This window comes from Desmonostoc vinosum, assembly GCF_059505385.1.
Genome location: NZ_JCACKM010000050.1, coordinates 1 through 21,613 on the forward strand (window position 1 = coordinate 1; position 21,613 = coordinate 21,613).

Sequence of the window (21,613 nt, forward strand, 5' to 3'; positions counted from 1 at the left end):
GCGGGGACGCGCGGACGGGGGGACGCGGGGACGCGCGGACGGGGGGACGCGGGGAAAGAGGACGTGGGGACGTGGGGATGGGGAGAAACAGGACAACGAGAAGAACAATTAATTTCTAACTCCTCACTCAGCAACGCGACTTGCTACAACGGGGGGAACTCCCGCAACGCAGTAGCTACTCAGCATTTGGCACTTAGAAAGTATCAGTTGTTGGTACTTTCTGCTAAAACCAGTTCTGCTTTAGAAGCGGCGACGGCAAATCTCAGCGATTACTTGCACAAGCACCCCGATAGTAATTTGGCTGATGTGGCTTATACGTTGCAAGTTGGCAGGCGGCACTTCAACTACCGCCGGACTGTTGTTTGCCGGGATGTAGCGGATGCAGCAGCTGCACTGAGCGATCAAAAACGAGTACTTACCAGTTTCCTAGAGACTCAACAGCGTCCTGTTGCCCTGATGTTTCCTGGATTGGGAACTCATTATGTGAATATGGGTTGGGAACTTTATCAAGCTGAACCCACATTTCGCGCCTCTGTGGATTACTGCTGCGAATTCCTTAAACCCCTGCTTGGTGAGGATTTGCGAGATGTATTGTATGCCAAACAACCCAGCAACTCAGCGGCGGGTATAGATTTGCGGAGAATGTTAGGACGCACAGAACAACAGCCAGATGCAGCCACTCAAAAACTTAATCAAACATTTCTCACCCAACCAGCTATTTTTGTCACTGAATATGCTCTAGCGCAACTGTGGCTCAACTGGGGGATTCATCCTGTGGCAATGATTGGCTATAGCATTGGCGAATATGTAGCGGCAACTCTAGCAGGAGTTTTGTCTGTAGAAGAGGCTTTAAGCTTGGTAGCGAAAAGAGCGCAAATGATTCAAGAGTTACCGGGTGGAGCGATGCTGGCTGTGACTATTGCCGAGTCAGATGTGTATCCACTGTTGAATGAAAAACTCTCTTTATCAGCAATTAATGGATCATCTGTTTGTGTAATTTCTGGTTCTATAAACGCTATAGAAGAGTTGGAACAAAGATTACTTGAGCAAGGTTTAGTTTGTCGGCGTGTCGAGACTTCTCATGCTTTTCATTCCCAAATGATGGAAGCTATAGCACCTAGCTTCTACAATTTAGTTGCTACTTTCAACCTCCAACCACCAAAAATTCCTTACATATCCAACGTCACCGGCACTTGGATTACACCTGGCGAAGCAACAGATCCCAATTATTGGGTGAAACACCTGTGTCAAGCTGTACGCTTTGCGGATGGAATTAAAAACTTGTGGCAAAAACAAAATCCCATTTTATTAGAAGTTGGCGCTGGACAGATTTTAGGTAGTTTCGCACTGCAATGTTTAGAAAATCAACAAGGAGTAGATAAAATCGTCCTGCCTTCGCTGCGCTATGCCTATGATTGTCAGTCAGATGTGGCATTTTTGCTCAACACTTTGGGGCAATTGTGGTTAGCTGGAGTTGAAATTGATTGGTCGCAATTTTATCGTCATCAGCGTTGCGATCGCATTTCCTTACCCACCTACCCCTTTGAACGTCAGCGCTATTGGATTGAACCTCAAACCAGCCATATTAATATCAATCAAAATCTACCTGCACAAAGGCTTGGTATTAATCAATGGTTTCATCTTCCTTCCTGGAAACGAGCTGCACCACCCCAATTGGCAGTGGAAAAATTAATCAATAATCAGCAATCTTGGCTAGTATTTATTGATGCTTGTGCAGTAGGTTGGCAAATCAAAGAGCGGCTGGAAAGAGAGAATCAAGATGTGATTATCGTCAGAATTGGAGAGCAATTTAGCAAGCTGAGTGAGCGAGAATATAAAATTAATCCCAGCCACAGAGATGACTATGATACCTTACTCAGAGAACTACGTCTTAGCAATAAAACTCCCAACACCATTGTCCATCTTTGGAACATCAACGAACAAATTAAATCGGGGCTGAAATATTGGGGGGAAATTCAAAATTTAGGCTTTTGGAGTTTGCTGTTTTTAGCTCAGGCATTAGGTGATGCCAATATTAATAATGCCGTGCAAATTGATGTCATCTCCAACAACTTGCAAGAATTAACTGACAGTGATAAATTATGTCCAGAAAAAGCCACTCTTTTAGGGCCATGTAAAGTTATTCCCCAGGAATATTCTCATATCACCTGTCGCAGTATTGATATTACTCTGCCTCAACTGGATACTAAACAATGGCAACAATTAATTGAGCAATTGTTCACAGAACTGACTAATACTCAATCAGAATCAATTATTGCCTACAGAGGAAATCGTCGTTGGGTACAGTGCTTTGAGCAATTACCCGTAGCAAGCAAAACCTTATGCACCCCCAAGTTACGACGAGGAGGAGTATACATGATTACGGGAGGATTGGGGGGAATTGGACTGGCAATAGCTCAATATTTAGCAAAGCTTGCACCAGTAAAAATAGTATTAATTGGGCGATCAAAATTACCAGCAAAAGCACAATGGCAGCAGTGGCTATCAGATCATGACGAGGAAGACGTACTCAGTCAGAAGATTAAGAAAATTCAAGAATTAGAAAAATTGGGTGCAGAAGTTGTGGTGATTGCAGCCGATGTTGCTCATCTCGAACAAATGCAAACAACAGTAAATCAAGTGTGCGATCGCTTTGGCAAAATTCATGGAGTAATTCATGCTGCGGGAGTTCCAGGAGCAGGTTTGATGCAATTAAAAACAACCGAATTAGCAGAGAGCGTACTTCATCCTAAAGTGCGAGGAACACTAGTATTAAATACTGTTCTCAAGGATATTAAGTTAGATTTCCTCGTTTTATTTTCCTCAATGACTTCTATGTATGGTGGATTCGGTCAAGTAGATTATTGTGCAGCGAATGCATTTCTAGATGCATTTGCCCATGATAATTTTTACAAACGAGAAATCCCGACAATTTCTATTAATTGGGATTGGTGGCAATGGGATAATTGGCAAGATGCGCTATTATCATTTGCTCCAGAGATTCAAGCTAATTTTAAGCAGATGCGAGAGCAATATGGCATCACATTTGCAGAGGGTGTTAATACATTAGGTCATGTTCTATCTTTAGAACTACCACAAGTCATTGTCACAACACGAAACCTTCAAGATGTGATTGATGAGCATGAAAATTTTGAGGTTTCCCATCTTTGGGAAAAATCTTTAAGTAACTCAAAACACTTACGACCTAATTTAAAAACTACTTATGTTGCTCCTAGTGGTGAGATAGAATGCAAAGTTGCTCAACGCTATCAAGAATTATTAGGAATTGAACAAGTTGGGATTTATGATCACTTCTTTGATTTAGGCGGAAATTCTTTGATTGGTACGCAACTAATTTTTCAACTTCGGAAAGATTTTCAAATCGAACTTTCGACGAGATTAATTTTTGAAGCTTCGTCTGTAAGTGCATTGGCTTTGGTTATTGAAGAGGTCTTAATAGCAGAGTTGGAGAAATTAAGTGAGGACGAAGCTGACAAGCTTTTGTCAACTCATTCTAAGTAATTCGTAATGACGCGACGCTCCTGTGTCGCTAAGGCATCAAGTAAAAATAAGTAGTGCGAGCATCTTGCTCGCGCGGGCAAGATGCCCGCACTACAAATATTAAATTGTTCAACTTATTTTTACACGAATCCTAACGCTGACGCTCGATGACTCGCTCTAAGCGAAGCTATGCCGCAGGCTTTACGCTACGCTATCGTGGACTTGCTAACGTAATCAAGGAAGTCAGATTTTATCAGGATTGCAATGTTTGAGTCTGTTGTCAGATTTTATAGAATTGGTATAACAAAAATCAAATTTAGCTGATTAATTAATCATGAACATTCAAGTTGTTGGTGTGGTTGGAGCAGGTGTAATGGGCATTGGGGTATCACAAAACCTTGCCCAAACTGGATATCAAGTAATTTTAGTAGATATTTCAGAAGCAATTTTAGAGCGTGCCCAGCAAGAAATTAGGAAGAATATTCGCTTTCAAGGGTTTTTCAAAAAAGGCGAAAATACCAAAAGCCCTGATGACATCCTCAAAAATATTCAATTTTCTACTGATTATAGATTTTTAGAAAATGCTGAATTTGTTATTGAAAATGCAACAGAAAAATGGGATATAAAAAAGGAGATTTATAGTAAAATAGATCATATCTGCCCTAAAAAAGCGATATTTGCAGCTAATACATCGGCCATTTCTATTACTCGCCTCGCTTCAGTAACCCAGCGTGCTGATCAAGTTATTGGTACACATTTCATGAACCCTGTACCAATAAAGCCAATGGTAGAAGTAATTCGGGGATATCACACTTCGCAAGAAACAATTACTACGACTCAAAATGTATTAGCTCAAATGGGTAAAGAATGCGTTATTGTTAACGACTCACCGGGTTTTGTTTCCAATCGAGTTTTGATGTTGACAATTAACGAAGCTATTTTTTTACTACACGAGCAAGTCGCTACAGTGGAAGAAGTAGATAAAATTTTTAAATCCTGCTTTGGTCACAAAATGGGGCCATTAGAAACTGCTGATTTGATAGGTTTAGATACAATTTTGTATTCTATTGAAGTTTTATATGAAAGTTTTAACGACAGTAAATACAGACCCTGTGCCATGTTGAAAAAAATGGTAGATGCCGGGTTGCATGGACGCAAGAGTGGGCAAGGTTTTTATACTTATAACTGAATAAGCTGTTCCACATATAACTTGCATAATTAGGGCGGGCAAGATGCCCACACCACAAGAGTTTTATTTAATTTGATTATGTAATTTAGATGTTTTTTAGCTTACAGGAAACAGAGGAAGAAAATAAGGGGTTTTTAAATGTCAGAAATTCTCGTGCAAGTAAAATTAAATATGAAAGAAACACAATCCAAAATCAAAGCATTCCTTTCGCGATTTTTTCGCAATCACGATTTGCGACCAGATGAAGATATATTTGCTCTTGGCTTCGTTAATTCTATGTTTGCCATGCAAATTGTTTTATTCATAGAACAAGAGTTTCAAATTACTATCGAAAATGAAGATTTGGAGTTTGATAATTTTAGAACTATCAATGCGATGACTCATTTGGTTGAAAGTAAAAAGACTTTGGTAACACAAGAATGAGTAAAAAATTAGTCAGTTTCATAATATTATGAAATTAGAGTTGAGTGATGAACAGAAAAATGCTAAAGCTGAATTTAGAGCTTTTGCAGATGCAGAAATTATTCCAGATGCCAATGACTGCGAACAAAAAGAATATACTCCTCTCAAGCTTATAAAACAGCTTGCTCAAAGAGGATATTTAGGGGCTATTTTACCAAAAGCTTTTGGTGGTAGCGGCATGGATATGATTACATTTGGTCATCTTAATGAAGAAATTGGCCGTGGTTGTTCTTCATTGCGGAGTTTGTTGACAGTACATAACATGGTTTCGCAAGTCATTTGGAAATGGGGTAATAAATCTCAAAAAGATTATTGGCTTCCCAAATTATCATCTGGTGAAATAATCGCGGCCTTTGCATTAAGCGAACCTAGTGTAGGTAGTGATGCCAAAAGTGTAGAAACTACAGCAACTATTTCTGGTGACTGTTATGTTTTAAATGGGCAAAAAAAATGGATTACCTATGGACAAATTGCTGATATTTTTTTAGTGTTTGCCCAATGTGATGGAAAACCTGCTGCATTTTTAGTTGCAAAAAATAGTCCCGGACTTGAAATCAAACCAATTTTTGGAATGTTGGGTGTTAAAGCCTCAATGTTAGCAGAGTTACACCTTAATAACTGTGAGATTCCACAGTCTAATTTAGTGGGTAAGTTGGGTTTTGGTTTTTCCTATGTTGCTGCTTCTGCACTTGATTATGGTAGATACAGTGTGGCTTGGGGTTGTGTAGGTATTGCTCAAGCTTGTTTGGAAGCTTGTCTGAAATATACAAATGAACGTCAGCAATTTGGTGTTTATTTGAAAGAACATCAATTAATTAGACAAATGATTACTGAGATGATTACTAATTTGAAGGCAGCAAGATTACTGTGCTATCAAGCAGGTTATTTCAAAGATATTGGGAATTCCAACTCGTTTAGTGAAACTGCAATTGCTAAATATTTTGCTGCCAAAGTTGCTGCCAAAATCGCTACTGATGCTGTACAAATTCACGGTGGAAATGGTTGCAGCAGTGATTACTCGGTGGCGAGATATTGGCGGGATGCAAAAATTATGGAAATTATTGAAGGTAGCACACAAATTCAGCAAATTACAATCGCAGATTACGGTTATCAAGAATATCTACCAAAACTAGAGAAACTTTATGTTTCTTAGTTTATATCTTGACCTGTCAAACTTTCAGTCGTAAAAATTACCTAATTGTTCGGCTACGCTGATATCCGCCAGGGATTGTAAATCCCTGCCTAATAGCAAAAGTCCATTAGAAATGGACTAAATACAGAGGTAAATGGATATGCGATTTTTATTACTTTATTGCAGCAAATTCATTATTTTAACTGACAGGTGCAAGATGTAGGTTAGTGTTAAAAAACGTAAAAATCTAGCATAATAATTAAGTCATGTTTCTCTCAAAAACTGAAACTTTAAATCACGAACAAACTGCTAAGAAGATTATTAAATGTGTAGTTTGGGATTTAGATAACACCCTTTGGCATGGTGTGTTATTAGAAGACGATCGCATCTTTTTACAAAACCAGATAATTGAAATTCTCCAAATATTAGATGAGCGGGGAATATTACAATCCATTGCTAGTAAAAATGAACATGTAAAAGCCATAGATAAATTGCAAGAGTTGGGATTAAAAGAGTATTTTCTCTATCCTCAAATTAACTGGAATTCTAAAGTTAGTTCTCTTCAAGAAATTGCTAAAGCACTTAATATCAGTATTGATGCGATCGCCTTTATTGATGACGATACGTTTGAGTTAGAAGAAGTCAAATTTTCTCTTCCAGAAGTCCTCTGTATCAATGCTGCAAAAATCACCAATTTACTAGATATGCCGGAGATGAATCCCCGTTTTATTACAGAGGATTCAAAACTGAGAAGGCAAATGTATCTTAGCGATTTAGAAAGGCAATCAGATGAAAAAGAATTTATTGGTACTCAAGAAGAATTTTTAGCTACTTTGGATATGACTTTTACTATCTCTTCTGCCAAAGAAGCAGATTTACAACGTGCTGAAGAGTTAACAATCAGAACAAATCAGTTAAATACAACTGGTTATACCTTTTCTTATGCAGAACTCAATCAATTTCGTCAGTCAGATAATCATCAACTGCTCACAGCTGATTTATCTGATAAATATGGGAGTTACGGTAAAATTGGTTTGGCTTTAGTGGAATGCCAAGAAAGCTTTTGGACTATCAAACTATTATTGATGTCTTGTCGAGTCATGTCCAGAGGTGTAGGGACAATTTTGCTGAATCATTTGATGAGATTAGCAAAAAAGCATGGCGTTAGATTACGTGCTGAATTTATTTCTAATCATCGTAATCGCATGATGTATATTACTTATAAATTCGCAGGCTTTAAAGAAATTGATACTCAAGGAAATTTAATCATTTTAGAAAATGATTTAAGGCAAATTTCAACTGCGCCTGAGTACGTGAAATTAGAAATTATCGATAATAAATAATTAGAAATCTATATTTACATTTTCCAGGATTTTCTTGAGGGGCATCATGGATACTAAAAGAGACGAAATCTCACAACGACGTTCTCAACTATCACTAACTAAACAGGCGCTATTTGCTAAGCGTTTACAGGGGAAAGTTGAGTCTACAGAATTACAAGTTATTCCTCGACGTTCTCAACACAATCCTGCACCCTTATCTTTTGCTCAAGAGCGATTGTGGTTGCTAGACCAATTAGAATCTGGTATTAGTATATACAATATGTCTGGGGCTATACTATTAAAAGGTCGGCTGAACTTCATAGCCCTAGAAGCTAGTATTAACGAGATTATCAACCGCCACGAAATCCTGCGAACCAGCTTGGCGATCGCCGATGGACAACCAATACAGACAATCAAAAATGAATTTAAATTTACATTACCAACCTTAGATTTACGCAATTTATCCGCCACAGAACGCCAGCCAGAGGTGCAGCGGCTGCTTACCCAAGAACAAAAGCAGCCATTCGATCTCACAAAACCGGGACTGCTGCGAGTGACTCTCCTACAGCTAGGTGAGCTAGAACATCTGATGCTGTTTACAATTCACCATATCATCGCTGATGTGTGGTCGCGGGGGGTTTTCTTCGGAGAATTAACAGTACTTTACGAAGCTTTCTGTGTAGGGAAACCCTCTCCCCTGCCAGAATTACCCATCCAGTATGCAGATTATGCTGTTTGGCAACGCCAGTGGTTGAGAGAAGAAGTATTGCAAACTCACCTAACCTACTGGCAGCAACAACTTCAAGGCGATCTCCCTATCCTCAACTTACCTAGCGATCGCCCGCGATCAGCCATCCAAACTTACCAGGGTGCAAGCCAATCCTTCCTTTTACCCAAGTCCCTAACTCAGGCGCTAAAAGATTTGAGTCGCCGCGAAGAAGTAACATTGTTCATGACGCTACTGGCGGCGTTCCAAACGTTATTATATCGCTACACACAGCAGGATGATATCTTAGTCGGTTCACCTTTTGCTAACCGCAATCGGGAGGAACTCGAAGGGTTAATTGGATTTTTGGTAAATACGCTGATCCTGCGTGGTGACTTATCAGGAAATCCCAGTTTTAGAGAATTGTTGAGTCGGGTACGCGAGGTTGTTTTAGGCGCGATCGCTCATCAAGACTTACCATTTGAAAAGTTCCTGGAGACACTCAAACCTCATCCCAGTCTCAGACACAAACCGCCGTTTCAAGTCATGTTCTCCCTGCAAAATCTGCCAGAGATAGTCTTAGAAATGCCGGAGATTACCCTGAGTCTGCTAGAAGTGGAAAACAAAACGGCATTTTTTGATGTGGTTTTGTCTATGCGGGAGACAGAACAAGGACTGACAGGTACTTTAGAATACAACACCGATTTATTCGATGCAGACACAATTACTCGGATGCTGGGGCATTTCCAGACATTATTAACAGCGATTGTTACCAATCCCGACGAGCAAATCAACTACTTACCTTTACTAACTCAGCAAGAAAAACTGACTCTGCAACAGTGGCAGCAAATTAGCACTCATTACCCGAAAACTGCAACTCTGCATCAACTATTTGAGGCCCAAGTTGAGCGTACACCAGATGCGATCGCCGTGATTTTCGACGATCAAAAACTCACCTACCAAGAACTCAACCGTCAAGCCAACAAACTTGCCCACCAATTACAAAGCTTGGGTGTAGAATCAGAAACCAAAGTTGGTTTGTGCGTTGAGCGATCGCCCCACATGATAGTAGGAATCTTGGGTATTCTCAAAGCTGGTGGGGCTTATATACCCTTAGATCCAAACTATCCTCAAGAGCGGTTAAACTTCATCTGGGAGGATGCCCAAATCTCCGTCCTAGTTACGCAAACCCAGTTACTCGAAAAATTCACTCAACATTCTACACCAGTCATTGCGATCGATGCATTGCAGGAAATAGGAGAAACTATTTCCTGTTCCCCCTTAAGCATTCCCTTCCTCCCAGATAACCTTGCTTACGTCATTTACACTTCCGGTTCCACAGGTAAACCCAAAGGAGTTTTGTGTACCCACTACAATGTAGTGCGTTTATTTCAGGCAACTCAATCTTGGTTTAACTTTAGCGATCGCGATGTCTTTTCACTCTTCCACTCCATCGCCTTCGACTTCTCAGTTTGGGAAATTTGGGCAGCTTTACTCAACGGCGGACGGCTGGTAATCGTTCCCTACTGGGTAAGCCGTTCCCCCGAAGCCTTCTATGACTTATTACATCAGCAACAGGTAACAGTTCTCAACCAGACACCCTCAGCCTTTCGCCAACTCATCCGAGTAGAAGAGACTCCCGAAAATCTCAAAGACTTACAATTGCGTCTGGTAATTTTTGGCGGCGAAGCCTTAGAATTATCCAGCTTACAACCTTGGTTTGAACATCACGGGGACAAATCACCGCAATTAATTAACATGTACGGCATTACCGAAACCACCGTACACGTTACCTATCGCCCGATCGCAATTACCGATTTACACAATCACTCTGGGAGTGCGATCGGTTGCCCGATTCCCGATTTGCAAATTTACTTATTAGATCCCAATCAGCAGCCAGTACCAATTGGCATCCCCGGCGAAATGTATATCGGTGGTGCTGGTTTAGCACGCGGTTATCTCAACCGTCCTGAACTCACCTCCTCAAAGTTTCTTACCAATCCCTTTAACAATTCAAAATTTAATTGCCTTTACAGATCTGGTGACTTGGCTCGCTACTTACCTAGCGGTAATATAGAATACTTAGGACGAATTGATAATCAAGTAAAAATCCGGGGCTTCAGGATTGAATTAGGAGAGATTGAGACAGCATTAGCAGGGCATCCCGACGTAGCAGAAGTTACAGTTATAGTTCGAGAGGACATACCCAAAGACCAACGCCTAGTAGCTTACATAGTGCCACGCCGAGAGAAAACCCCAGTTCTCCACCTGCGAGACTTTCTCAAAGAAAAACTACCAGAGTATATGCTGCCATCAGCATTTGTCATCTTAGATACTTTGCCGCTCACCTCCAACGGCAAAATAGACCAAAAAGCCTTGCTAGCACCAGAGCAAACCAGACAAGACTTAAGAGACTTTGTTGCACCTTACACTCCCATAGAGAAAGCGTTAGCAGAAATTTGGTCGCAACTACTTAGAATCTCTGCGATCAGCATCCACGACAACTTTTTTGAAATGGGAGGACACTCTCTACTAGCAACCCAGCTAGTATCCCGCGTGCGCGAACACTTCCAAATAGAATTACCCCTCAAAATAATTTTTACTACCGCATTCACAATCGCAGAACTAGCTCAAATCATCAGACAGTACCAACTTGAACAAACAAATACCGAAGACATAACAGCACTATTGCAAGAATTGAGCGAACTATCAGATAAAGAAGCCCTCATAATTGCCAACAAACTCAAAGCCACCTAAACTCCCATAACTCTCTGCGTCTCTGCGCGACGGCAGTCGCTACAACGGGGGTTCCCCCCGCAACGCGCTGCCTCCTCTGCGTGAAAAAAAACTAATCTAGAACCATGGCAAAAATATTATTAATCACACATTGGTCAACTGGGGAAGTATACCCTTTCATCCAAATCGGCAGTACCTTGAAAACACGCGGTCATGACGTCACCTTAATTACCAACTGCCAGTATGAAAAAGCAGTACTACAGGCTGAATTAAACTTCATAGCCTTAGATACTCCCGAAGAATTTGATCACCTAAGTGCAGATGGGCATCTATTCAATAGCCCGCAAGGTTTTTTGACAATTTACCAAAAATATGTATTACCCAAAATTTTTGTTGAATATCAAGCGATCGCTAAACACCATCATCCCCATCAAACAGTTTTAATTGCCCGTGACACACCAGGTATTGCGGCGCGGATAGCCGCAGAAAAATTGAATATACCTCTTTTAGCAGTCATGTCCTCACCAAGCCACCTTTCCACCAGGTCGCTAGTTGCAGAACTAATTGGTTCTATTTTTGGTGATGAGATCAATCAAATCAGAGCCAAAATGGGTCTAGTGCCTGTAAGTGATTGGTTGGCATGGTTAAGATTACCCGACAAGACAATTGGACTTTGGCCAGACTGGTTTGCACCCAAATCGTCAGGAGTATTGCAGACAGGTTTTGTATGGCACGATCAGCCATCAACAAATAACCTTCCCGCAGAACTTCGAGAAGTGCATGGAGAAGAACCACCAATTTTAATTACAGGTGGCACCACCTCATTAGCAGGGGCCAAATTTTTCGCAGTTAGTGCCGAAGCGTGTCAGCTTTTGCAACGTCGGGGTCTTTTGGTGACGCGACACGCAAAACTAGTACCAGAAAACCTTCCCAGTTTAGTTAAGTGGGTGCAATACCTGCCATCGATGGTAAGTTGTATGCCTTATACAAGCGCCGTGATTCATCATGGCGGTTTAGTTACAAGCGGTCAGGCGATCGCCTCTGGTATACCGCAGTTGGCGCTGGCAATGGGAGCAGATCAGCTATATACTGGCTCTTGCTTGAGTCGCGTGGGAGTTGGTGAGTGCTTGCCGCCATCTCAATGGCAAGCAAAAGTGATAGCTGAGAGTTTGGAACAGCTGATTAATTCCCCTACCGTACAACAGCGTTGCCAAGAATTGTTACGTAGAATTATTGATACTAACCCTGTAGCAGTTGCTTGTGATGCGATCGAGGCGCTAATTCCTCAAAACGATTCGTACATCAGGCTAAAACCGACACTGCAACCAGAAAATTATGCTGTAAAAAACAATACAGAAAAAAATAATTTCCAAACGAGTAATCTACTCCAACTCACACAAAAGCTTTCCCCAGAAAAGCTAGCCCTCTTGGAACTGCGGCTGATGAAAAAGCATCGGGATGTCGCCAAGACAATTCCTGCGATTCCCCGCAATTTAGAACAGAACTATTTTCCCCTTGCCTTTGCCCAACAGCGACTATGGTTTCTCGACCAATTAGCCCCAGGCAACCCAACTTACAATATTTCTGGTGCTGTCCGCCTGATGGGAACACTCAACGTTACAGCCTTGGAAGAGTCCTTCAATACTCTTGTGCAGCGCCACGAAGTATTGCGAACTACTTTTACTACAAAACAGGAGCAACCTGTACAAGTTATTGCCCCCGCCGATAAATTCACACTGCCAGTATTGGATTTGCAAGGATTATCAAAGGCAGAACAGCAACAGCAGATTCAAAAGTTAGCAATTAGAGAACAACAGCGTTCTTTTGACTTGACAACAGGGCCATTGTTGCGAGTGAGTTTGCTACAACTCAATCAAACAGAGCATGTGATGTTGTTTTCCATGCACCACATTATCTCTGATGGCTGGTCGATGGGCATCCTAATTCGGGAAATTGCCACACTCTATGCCTCTTTCTCTACCGGGAAGCACCAATCCTTACCAGAACTTTCCATCCAATACGCAGACTTTGCGCTTTGGCAGCGTCAGTGGCTTGTAGGGCAAGTGTTAGAGACTCAACTTACCTACTGGAAGCAGCAGTTAGGTGGCAATATTCCCATACTTAATTTACCTTGCGATCGCCCCCGTCCAAAAATACCCAGCTTCCAAGGAGCAACCCACTCTTTTATACTGCCTGCTAGCTTGTCCCAAGCCCTGCAAAAGCTTTCACAGCAAGAGAACGCCACCCTCTTTATGACACTGCTAGCAGCCTTGCAAACACTACTGTACCGCTACACAAATCAGGAAGATATTGTAGTTGGGACTGATGTTGCTAACCGTAACCGAGCCGAAACAGAAGCTTTGATTGGTTTCTTTATCAATTTACTTGTTTTGCGGACAGACTTATCGGGTAATCCCAGTTTTCGCGAACTTTTGAAACGGGTGCGCGAGGTAGCATTAGGTGCGTATGCCCATCAAGATTTACCCTTTGCAAAGCTGGTGGAAGAACTGCAACCAGAACGCAATTTGCAACCCACACCCCTATTTCAAGTTTTGTTTGTCATGCAAAATACACCAATGTCACCGCAGTCGCTTTTGGGATTGGAGATGGCACCAATAGAAGTTGACAACAAAACTGCAAAGTTCGATTTAGCTCTATTTATCAATGAAACAGAACAGGGATTAATAGGCAGTTGGAACTACAGCACCGACCTTTTTGATGCGACTACTATTACTCGCATGACAGGTCATTTTCAGACGCTACTAGAGAATATTGTCTCGCAACCTGAGACAAGAATTGATAGTTTAGAAATGCTGACGACAACAGAAAAAAAACAACAAATTATCCAAAAAAGGGAGCGTCAAACTTTCAAACGGGAAAAATTAATGAAAGTTGTTCCCAAAGCTGTAAATTTATTACCAGAACAATTAATTAAAATTGATGATCTCGAACCAGGACAAACATTTCCTTTAGTGATTCAGCCTAACAACGATGAGATTGATTTGATTGTTTGGGCTAAAAATAACCGCGAATTAATAGAGACAAAATTATTAAAATCTGGAGCTATTCTTTTTCGAGGCTTCCACATTCAATCTACCTTAGAATTTGAAAGTTTTGCTCAGGCAATTTGTCCAAAATTATTCGGCGAATATGGCGATTTACCCCGTACAGACGAAGGAGGAAAAGTATATGGTTCTACACCTTACCCAGCTGACAAAGCAATTCTCTTCCATAATGAAAGCTCTCATTTACATAGTTTTCCTCTCAAAATATGGTTCTTCTGCCTGCAACCAGCCGCAAAAGGTGGAGAAACGCCAATTATAGATTGTCGTCAAGCTTACCGAATTCTTGATCCCAAGTTACGAGATAAATTAGCTGAAAAGCAATTAATGTATGTTCGCAACTATACAGATAGTTTAGATGTCAGTTGGCAAGAGTTTTTTCAAACTCATGATCAAAATGTAGTAGAAAGAATCTGCAAACAAGCAAAAATTGATTTTGAATGGCATGAGAATAATGGACTTGTCACTCGTCAAATTCGTCCAGCATTGGCAATACACCCAAAAACCGATGAACCTGTATTTTTCAATCAAATTCAGTTGCATCATATAAACTATTTAGATTCAGAAGTGCGAGAATCTTTATTATCTTTATTTAGTGAACATCAGCTACCACGGAATGTTTATTATGGTGATGGTACTCCCATTGAAGATTCTGCAATTACAGAAATTAATGAAGTTTATCGACAGTCTCAAACTAGCTTTTCATGGCAAAAGGGTGACATATTAATGTTAGATAATATGCTCGCTGCCCACGGACGTAACCCTTATGTAGGCTCTCGCAAAATTGTGGTGGCAATGGGCGAAATGATCAATAGCGCAGATATTATTAAATAAGGATGGAGTAACGAATGCAATCTAACACTATTCAAGGCTTTCGGCTTTCTCCCCAACAGAGGCACCTTTGGTTATTACAAGCAAATAATTCGGTTTATCGGGCGCAATGTGCTATTTATGTTGAAGGTAATCTCAATCTAGACTATTTAAAAGCTGCTGTAGAGCAAGTCATTAACAAGCATAAAATTCTCCGCACCAATTTTCATTGCATACCTGGTATGAAGATGCCAATTATGGTTGTGGAGGATCGTATTTCTCCTTTGTGGCAAGAAATCCAGTTGATTGATGGTGAAACAACAAAAATTGAGCGGTTGTTTCAGGATAAGATTACTCAAAATCACAACAATAATATTACTTTATATTTAATTAAACTCTCTTTAGATAAATATATTTTAATTATTAACTTACCTGCGCTTTGTGCAGATTATTGGACACTGTATAATTTAGTTAAAGAGATTAGTATTACCTACTCAGAATGCTTAAAAGGTCAAAAATATAGCGATTTGGAAGTTGTACAATACGTGCAATTTGCAGAATGGCAGAATCAATTACTAAAAGATGAAGTAGCCACAACAGAAAATAATTATTGGCTAAACCAAGATTTTTCATCGCTAGCTAAATTGCAGCTACCATTCGAGGATCAGAATTCTCAACAAACAGCATTTGTACCAGCGTCTTTCAAAGTAGCACTTTCTGACGATATCACTACAAAATTAGAATTACTTGTACAGCAGTATGACTCTTCTACATCTGTATTTTTACTGGCGTGTTGGCAGATACTGCTATGGCGATTGACAAAACAGCCAGAGATCATCATCGGCAAGGCTTGTGATGGTAGAGAATATGCAGAACTGCATGATGCTTTGGGATTATTTGCCAAATGGTTGCCAATCCGTAGCCAACTGAACACAAATTTATGCTTTAAAGAAGTTGTAGAACTAGCTCAAAAAGTTATAGAAGCTGCGGAAGAATGGCAAGATTATTTCGTTGCCGAAAAGTTGATTGAGCAACCTGAAAAAGGTATAGTTTTCCCCTTTGGGTTTGAGTTTGTAGAATTTTCACAACAATTTTCTGTAGATGAAGTTGTATTTTCATTGGAGCAGCAATACACTTGTATTGAACCGTTTAAAGTTAAACTTGTTTGTTTGCAAAACAACGATTCTTTGTTAATAGAATTTCACTATGATACCAACTTATACTCAACCACAGCTATTCAAAACCTAGCCGAACAATTTCAAACTTTATTATTCAGTGCAATTGCCAATCCAGAAGTGGCAATTAGCAAATTAGCAATCTTAAGTGCGATCGCACAACACCAACTGTTATTAGAATTTAACAATACTCAGACTGATTACCCACTCAACAAGTGCATCCACCAACTGTTTGCCGAACAGGTAGCCAAAACTCCCAATCATCTCGCTGTGGTATTTGAACAAGAGCAACTCACCTATACCCAACTGAATGCTCGTGCCAACAAAATCGCTCGTTATCTGCAAAAGTTGGGAGTAGGGCCAGAAGTAATTGTAGCTGTTTATCTGGAGCGATCGCTGCATACAATCACAGCCATGCTCGGTATCCTTAAAGCCGGTGGAGCCTATCTAGTAATAGACCAAATACCCAAACAAGGGCTAGCATTGCGGTTGCAGGATGCTCAAATATCAATCATTCTCACCCAACAGACTTTAGTCGCAACACTACCAACACATCCGGCACAGATAATTTGCCTAGACAGCGAAGTTGCGATCGCTCAAGAAAGCTGCGAAAATGTCACTAGCAAAGTAACGAGCAACAATCTAGTTTACGTCGTGTACACCTCTGGTTCTACAGGTAAACCCAAAGGTGTAGCGATCGAACATCGTCAACTACTCAATTATTTTTACGCCATCTCAGATAAATTAGCTTTACCTAATCCTGCCAGCTTTGCCACCGTTTCCACCTTCGCCGCCGACTTGGGCAATACAGCAATTTTTCCAGCTTTATGTACCGGAGGTTGCCTGCATATTATCTCCCAAGAGCGGGCTACCGACACAGAAGCACTAGCAGATTACTTTCACCGTCATCAGATCGATTGTCTGAAAATAGTTCCCTCTCATTTAGCAGCGTTGCTAACTTCCACTAACGCTAAATCTATATTGCCTCGACTGCGACTAATTTTAGGCGGTGAGGCTGCTAGTTGGCATCTAATTGAGCAGATTCGGCAGTTGATGCCGGAGTGTCAAATCCTAAATCATTACGGCCCGACTGAAACTACGGTTGGGGTGCTGACGTATCTAGTAAATAACAAACAAAACTACACACAAACTGTTCCTCTTGGGCGTCCGCTAGCTAATACTCAGGTTTATGTACTCGATGAGGAACTGCAACCTGTACCTATTGGTGTGCCAGGTGAACTGTACATTGGCGGGGTTTCTGTGGCTAGAGGCTATTTAAATTCACCTCAGTTAACCAAAGAGCGATTTATGCAACTCCCTGCCTCTAATCAATCAGCAGCAAAGCTCTATAAAACGGGGGATATAGTTCGTTACTTACCGGATGGAAATCTAGAGTTTTTGGGACGAGTTGATTATCAGGTAAAGTTACGCGGTTTTCGCATTGAATTAGGAGAAATTGAGGCGCTACTTAGTCAATATCCGCAGGTGCAACAGGCAGTAGTTACAGTCCGAGAGGATCGGCCAGGGGATAAGCGTTTGGTAGCTTATGTAGTGTCCAGACGAGAATTAGATACTAGTCAACTGCACCAATTTCTTCAAGAGAAACTACCTGAATACATGATACCGACTGCCTTTGTACTGCTGAAGACACTACCTTTAACAGCCAATGGTAAAGTCAACCGCCAGGCACTACCAACCCCTGAACAAACGCCATCGCCAGAAACTTTTGTAGCACCTCGAAATCCGGTCGAAGAAGTGCTAATTGGCATTTGGGCTGAAATTCTCAGTTTGAAACGGGTAGGCATTGACGATGATTTCTTCACCTTGGGCGGACACTCACTGCTAGCAACTCAAGCCATCTCCCGCATCCGTAAAGCGTTTGCAGTGGAACTACCTCTGCGCCAACTATTTGAAACACCCACGGTAGCCGGACTAGCCAAACAAATTGAAACAGCAATGAAGGCTGGAGAAAAACTGCAACTTACCGATATCAAACGTGTTTCTAGAGATAGGGAAATACCGCTATCATTTGCCCAGCAGCGCTTGTGGTTTCTAGAGCAACTAAATCCTGGTGGGGCTGCCTACAATCTTTCTAGAGCGATTCGCATTACAGGCAAACTAAATATTGCTGCACTCCAAGAGTGTATAAACGAAATCTTGCAGCGTCACGAAGTTTTACGTACAAGTTTTGCGATCGCTCATGCCCAACCAGTGCAAAAAATTGCATCGTCTTTGCAACTGAATATACCAGTAATAGATTTACAGGAACTACCTACACAAGCCGCCGAAATCCAACGCTTGGCTACTTTAGAGGCGCAACAAGGGTTTGATTTAATGCAAGCTCCCTTACTGCGGATGAGTTTATTAAAGCTGGCTGCGGAAGAACATGTAGTATTATTTACCATGCACCACATCGTCTGTGATGGTTGGTCAACTGGTGTATTGATTCGAGAATTAACAGCACTCTATCAAGCCTACTCTTATTCTTACTCCCCACTCCCCACCCCCCACTCCCCACTCCCCATTACCCCTAATCCCCACTCCCCACTCCCCACTCCCCACTCCCCACTCCCCACCCCCCACTCCCCACTCCCCATTACCCCCACTCCCCACTCCCCACTCCCCACTCCCCACTCCCCACTCACAGAATTGCCCATCCAGTATGCAGATTTCGCTATTTGGCAACGACAGTGGTTAGTAGGGGAAGTACTAAAAAATCAATTGGCGTACTGGAAACAGCAACTCCAAGATTTACCAGTCTTAGAACTGCCCACAGACCGTCCGCGGCCTGCCATGCAAACTTTTCGGGGTGAAACGCGATCGCTTTTGTTGCCTCAAGCCCTAACTCAAGCACTCAAAGCTTGCAGCCAAAAGCAGGGAGTCACTCTATTTATGACACTGCTAGCAGCATTTAAGACATTGCTCTATCGCTACACCGCTCAAACAGATATTGCTGTCGGTTCGCCAATTGCTAACCGCAATCGCGGCGAAATTGAAGATTTGATTGGGTTCTTTGTCAATACATTAGTGCTACGCACCAACCTATCGAGCAACCCGACTTTCTCACAGTTGCTGGTGCGGATACGCGAGGTGACATTAGGAGCCTACACCCACCAGGATTTACCGTTTGAAAAACTGGTCGAAGAATTGCACTGGCAACGAGATTTAAGCCGCGCTCCTTTATTTGGGGTGATGTTTGTCTTCGAGAATGCCCCAATGCCAGATTTAGAGCTACCAGGTTTAGTTCTGCAACCCTTGGAAATCAACACCAAAGCGGCGAAGTTTGACCTGACTTTGTATATGGTAGAAACACAAGAGGGACTGACAGCCAGCCTAGAGTACAACAGCGATTTATTTGATGCTGCGACCATAACGCGGATGTTGGGTCATTTTCAGACTTTGCTAGAGGGTATCTGCGTCGATACCAATCAACACCTCTCTGATTTGCCTTTGCTCACACCAACTGAGCAACAGCAACTATTAGTCACATGGAACAACACTCAGGCTAATTATCCCAACCAGTGCATTCACGAGTTATTTGCTGCCCAGGTAGAGCAGTCGCCCGATGCTGTCGCAGTCATATTTGAGAACGAGCAACTGACTTACCGCGAACTTAATACCCGTGCCAATCAACTAGCGCATTACTTGCAACAGTTAGGAATAGGGGCGGGAGTGCTAGTTGGTATTTGTATAGAACGGTCAGCAGCGATGATAGTGGGGCTACTGGGCATTCTCAAAGCTGGTGGAGCTTATGTACCTTTAGACCCAGCATACCCACAAGAGCGGTTGAATTTGATGTTAAAAGACTCTCAGGTGTCGGTATTGCTGACTCAGCAGCACCTTGTTGGTAAACTTACTGAATCCACAGCCAAGATAATTTGCATTGATACCGGCTGGCTAGATATTGCCCAACATTACAAACAAAATCCTACTAGCAAAGCTACACCCGATCATCCCGCCTATGCAATCTACACTTCCGGTTCTACCAGTACACCTAAAGCAGTTCTCGGTACTCATCGCGGTGCTGTCAACCGTTTTGCTTGGATGTGGAAGACCTACCCTTTTACACCAAAAGAGATTTGTTGCCAAAAAACATCCCTGAGTTTTGTAGATTCTGTCTGGGAGATTTTCGGCCCATTACTCCAAGGAATTCCCCTTGTTCTGATACCCGATTTAGTCATCAAAGAGCCACAACAGTTTTTGACAACCCTCGCCAGTCACCGAGTTACTCGGCTTGTACTAGTGCCTGCTTTACTGCGCTTATTGTTAGATACTGATACGGATTTACAACAAAGACTACCTGACCTCAAGCTTTGGGTGACAAGCGGTGAAGCCTTAGCGATCGCTCTTTTACAACGCTTTCGGCAGTCCCTACCAGAGAGTATACTTTTAAACCTATACGGTTCTTCAGAAGTAGCTGCTGATGTCACCTGTGATTGTAGCAGTCCCCAAGACCAAATACCCGATCGCGTTTTGATTGGAGGTGCGATCGCTAATACGCAAATTTATCTCCTAGATGCCTATTTACAACCAGTACCTATGGGAGTAGTTGGGGAATTGTACATCGGTGGCGATAGTTTGAGCTTGGGCTACCTGCACCAACCAGAATTAACAGCACAAAAGTTTATCTCCAACCCCTTTGAGGAGGCAGGGGGAGAAAGAGGACGCGGGGACGCGGGGACGCGGGGACGCGGAGAAAGCGTTTCTTGTACAGACGCGATTAATCGCGTCTCAGGGGGAAGCCGCCTTTACAAAACAGGTGATTTAGCTCGTTACCTACCAGATGGTAACTTGGAATTTGTGGGACGCTGCGATCGCCAAATTAAACTGCGTGGCTTCCGCATTGAACTATCCGAGATTGAAGCAACATTAAGTCAATATCAAGGAGTGGGATCAACTATAGCCATGATTCGGGAAGATCAACCCAACCACAAGCGAATCGTAGCCTACATTGTTCCTCGCCCAGAATCGAATCTCACCAGCAGTAATATCCACCATTTTCTCAGCGAAAAATTGCCAGAATACATGTTACCAAATGCCTATGTATTCTTAGATAAACTACCCTTATTACCCAACGGCAAAATTAATCAATCTGCCTTACCCGCACCAGGCGATCGTCGTCCAGAACAAGAAACAATATTTGTTGCACCCCAAACACCAACTCAAGAAAAAATCGCCCAGATTTGGACAGAAATTTTATCAATCAAGCAAGTAGGAATTGACGACGATTTTTTCCTATTGGGAGGACATTCGCTGTTAGCAACACAATTGATTTCACGAATCTATCACAGTTTTGGCGTACAGCTATCATTACGAGACTTATTCATTTCCCCAAAAATTTGTAGCCTAGCCGAAAAAGTAGAAACAGCCCTTTTGCTCAATGCCAATATCGACACGATGCTCGACCAACTAGAAACAATGGATGAAGAAGAAGTGCAAAAAATATTAGCCCTTGATGAATAGTATAGAAAAGTGTAGCTAATAAATTAAGTAACCCTCTGCGCCCCTTCGCGCTTTC

The 21,613-nt window shown here is 41.9% G+C and carries 8 protein-coding genes; all 8 read left to right on the forward strand.

The window, feature by feature from the left end; all coding sequences use genetic code 11:
* The coding region (locus tag AC5JMF_RS08785) for an SDR family NAD(P)-dependent oxidoreductase (protein WP_495795322.1) at window positions 1-3,522 on the forward strand (3,522 nt) is incomplete at its 5' end.
* Between the two features lie 313 nt (window positions 3,523-3,835).
* Window positions 3,836-4,690, forward strand: a complete 855-nt coding sequence (locus AC5JMF_RS08790; protein ID WP_495795323.1) for a 3-hydroxyacyl-CoA dehydrogenase family protein — start codon at window positions 3,836-3,838, stop codon at window positions 4,688-4,690.
* Between the two features lie 138 nt (window positions 4,691-4,828).
* Window positions 4,829-5,113, forward strand: coding sequence for an acyl carrier protein (locus tag AC5JMF_RS08795; protein ID WP_495795324.1), 285 nt, complete (start codon window positions 4,829-4,831; stop codon window positions 5,111-5,113).
* A 28-nt stretch (window positions 5,114-5,141) separates the two neighbouring features.
* Entirely contained in the window at window positions 5,142-6,305 is a 1,164-nt protein-coding gene (locus AC5JMF_RS08800; protein WP_495795325.1) for an acyl-CoA dehydrogenase family protein, read from the forward strand.
* A 245-nt stretch (window positions 6,306-6,550) separates the two neighbouring features.
* On the forward strand, window positions 6,551-7,627 hold the full coding sequence (locus AC5JMF_RS08805; RefSeq protein ID WP_495795326.1) for an HAD-IIIC family phosphatase: 1,077 nt from the start codon (window positions 6,551-6,553) through the stop codon (window positions 7,625-7,627).
* 46 nt (window positions 7,628-7,673) lie between these two features.
* Entirely contained in the window at window positions 7,674-11,069 is a 3,396-nt protein-coding gene (locus tag AC5JMF_RS08810; protein WP_495795327.1) for a non-ribosomal peptide synthetase, read from the forward strand.
* 104 nt (window positions 11,070-11,173) lie between these two features.
* Window positions 11,174-14,944 carry a condensation domain-containing protein gene (locus tag AC5JMF_RS08815; protein WP_495795328.1) on the forward strand — a complete coding sequence of 1,257 codons (3,771 nt, stop codon included), beginning with the start codon at window positions 11,174-11,176 and terminating at the stop codon, window positions 14,942-14,944.
* Between the two features lie 14 nt (window positions 14,945-14,958).
* The gene (locus AC5JMF_RS08820; RefSeq protein ID WP_495795329.1) at window positions 14,959-21,558 is read left to right on the forward strand and encodes an amino acid adenylation domain-containing protein; all 6,600 of its coding nucleotides are present in this window, start codon (window positions 14,959-14,961) and stop codon (window positions 21,556-21,558) included.
* Window positions 21,559-21,613: the final 55 nt, after the last annotated feature.

Excerpts from the sequence above, each read along its gene's own strand:
- AC5JMF_RS08790 (WP_495795323.1), top strand. The coding sequence starts at position 3,836 with ATGAACATTCAAGTTGTTGGTGTGGTTGGAGCAGGTGTAATGGGCATT.
- AC5JMF_RS08795 (WP_495795324.1), top strand. The coding sequence starts at position 4,829 with ATGTCAGAAATTCTCGTGCAAGTAAAATTAAATATGAAAGAAACACAA.
- AC5JMF_RS08800 (WP_495795325.1), top strand. The coding sequence starts at position 5,142 with ATGAAATTAGAGTTGAGTGATGAACAGAAAAATGCTAAAGCTGAATTT.
- AC5JMF_RS08805 (WP_495795326.1), top strand. The coding sequence starts at position 6,551 with ATGTTTCTCTCAAAAACTGAAACTTTAAATCACGAACAAACTGCTAAG.
- AC5JMF_RS08810 (WP_495795327.1), top strand. The coding sequence starts at position 7,674 with ATGGATACTAAAAGAGACGAAATCTCACAACGACGTTCTCAACTATCA.
- AC5JMF_RS08815 (WP_495795328.1), top strand. The coding sequence starts at position 11,174 with ATGGCAAAAATATTATTAATCACACATTGGTCAACTGGGGAAGTATAC.
- AC5JMF_RS08820 (WP_495795329.1), top strand. The coding sequence starts at position 14,959 with ATGCAATCTAACACTATTCAAGGCTTTCGGCTTTCTCCCCAACAGAGG.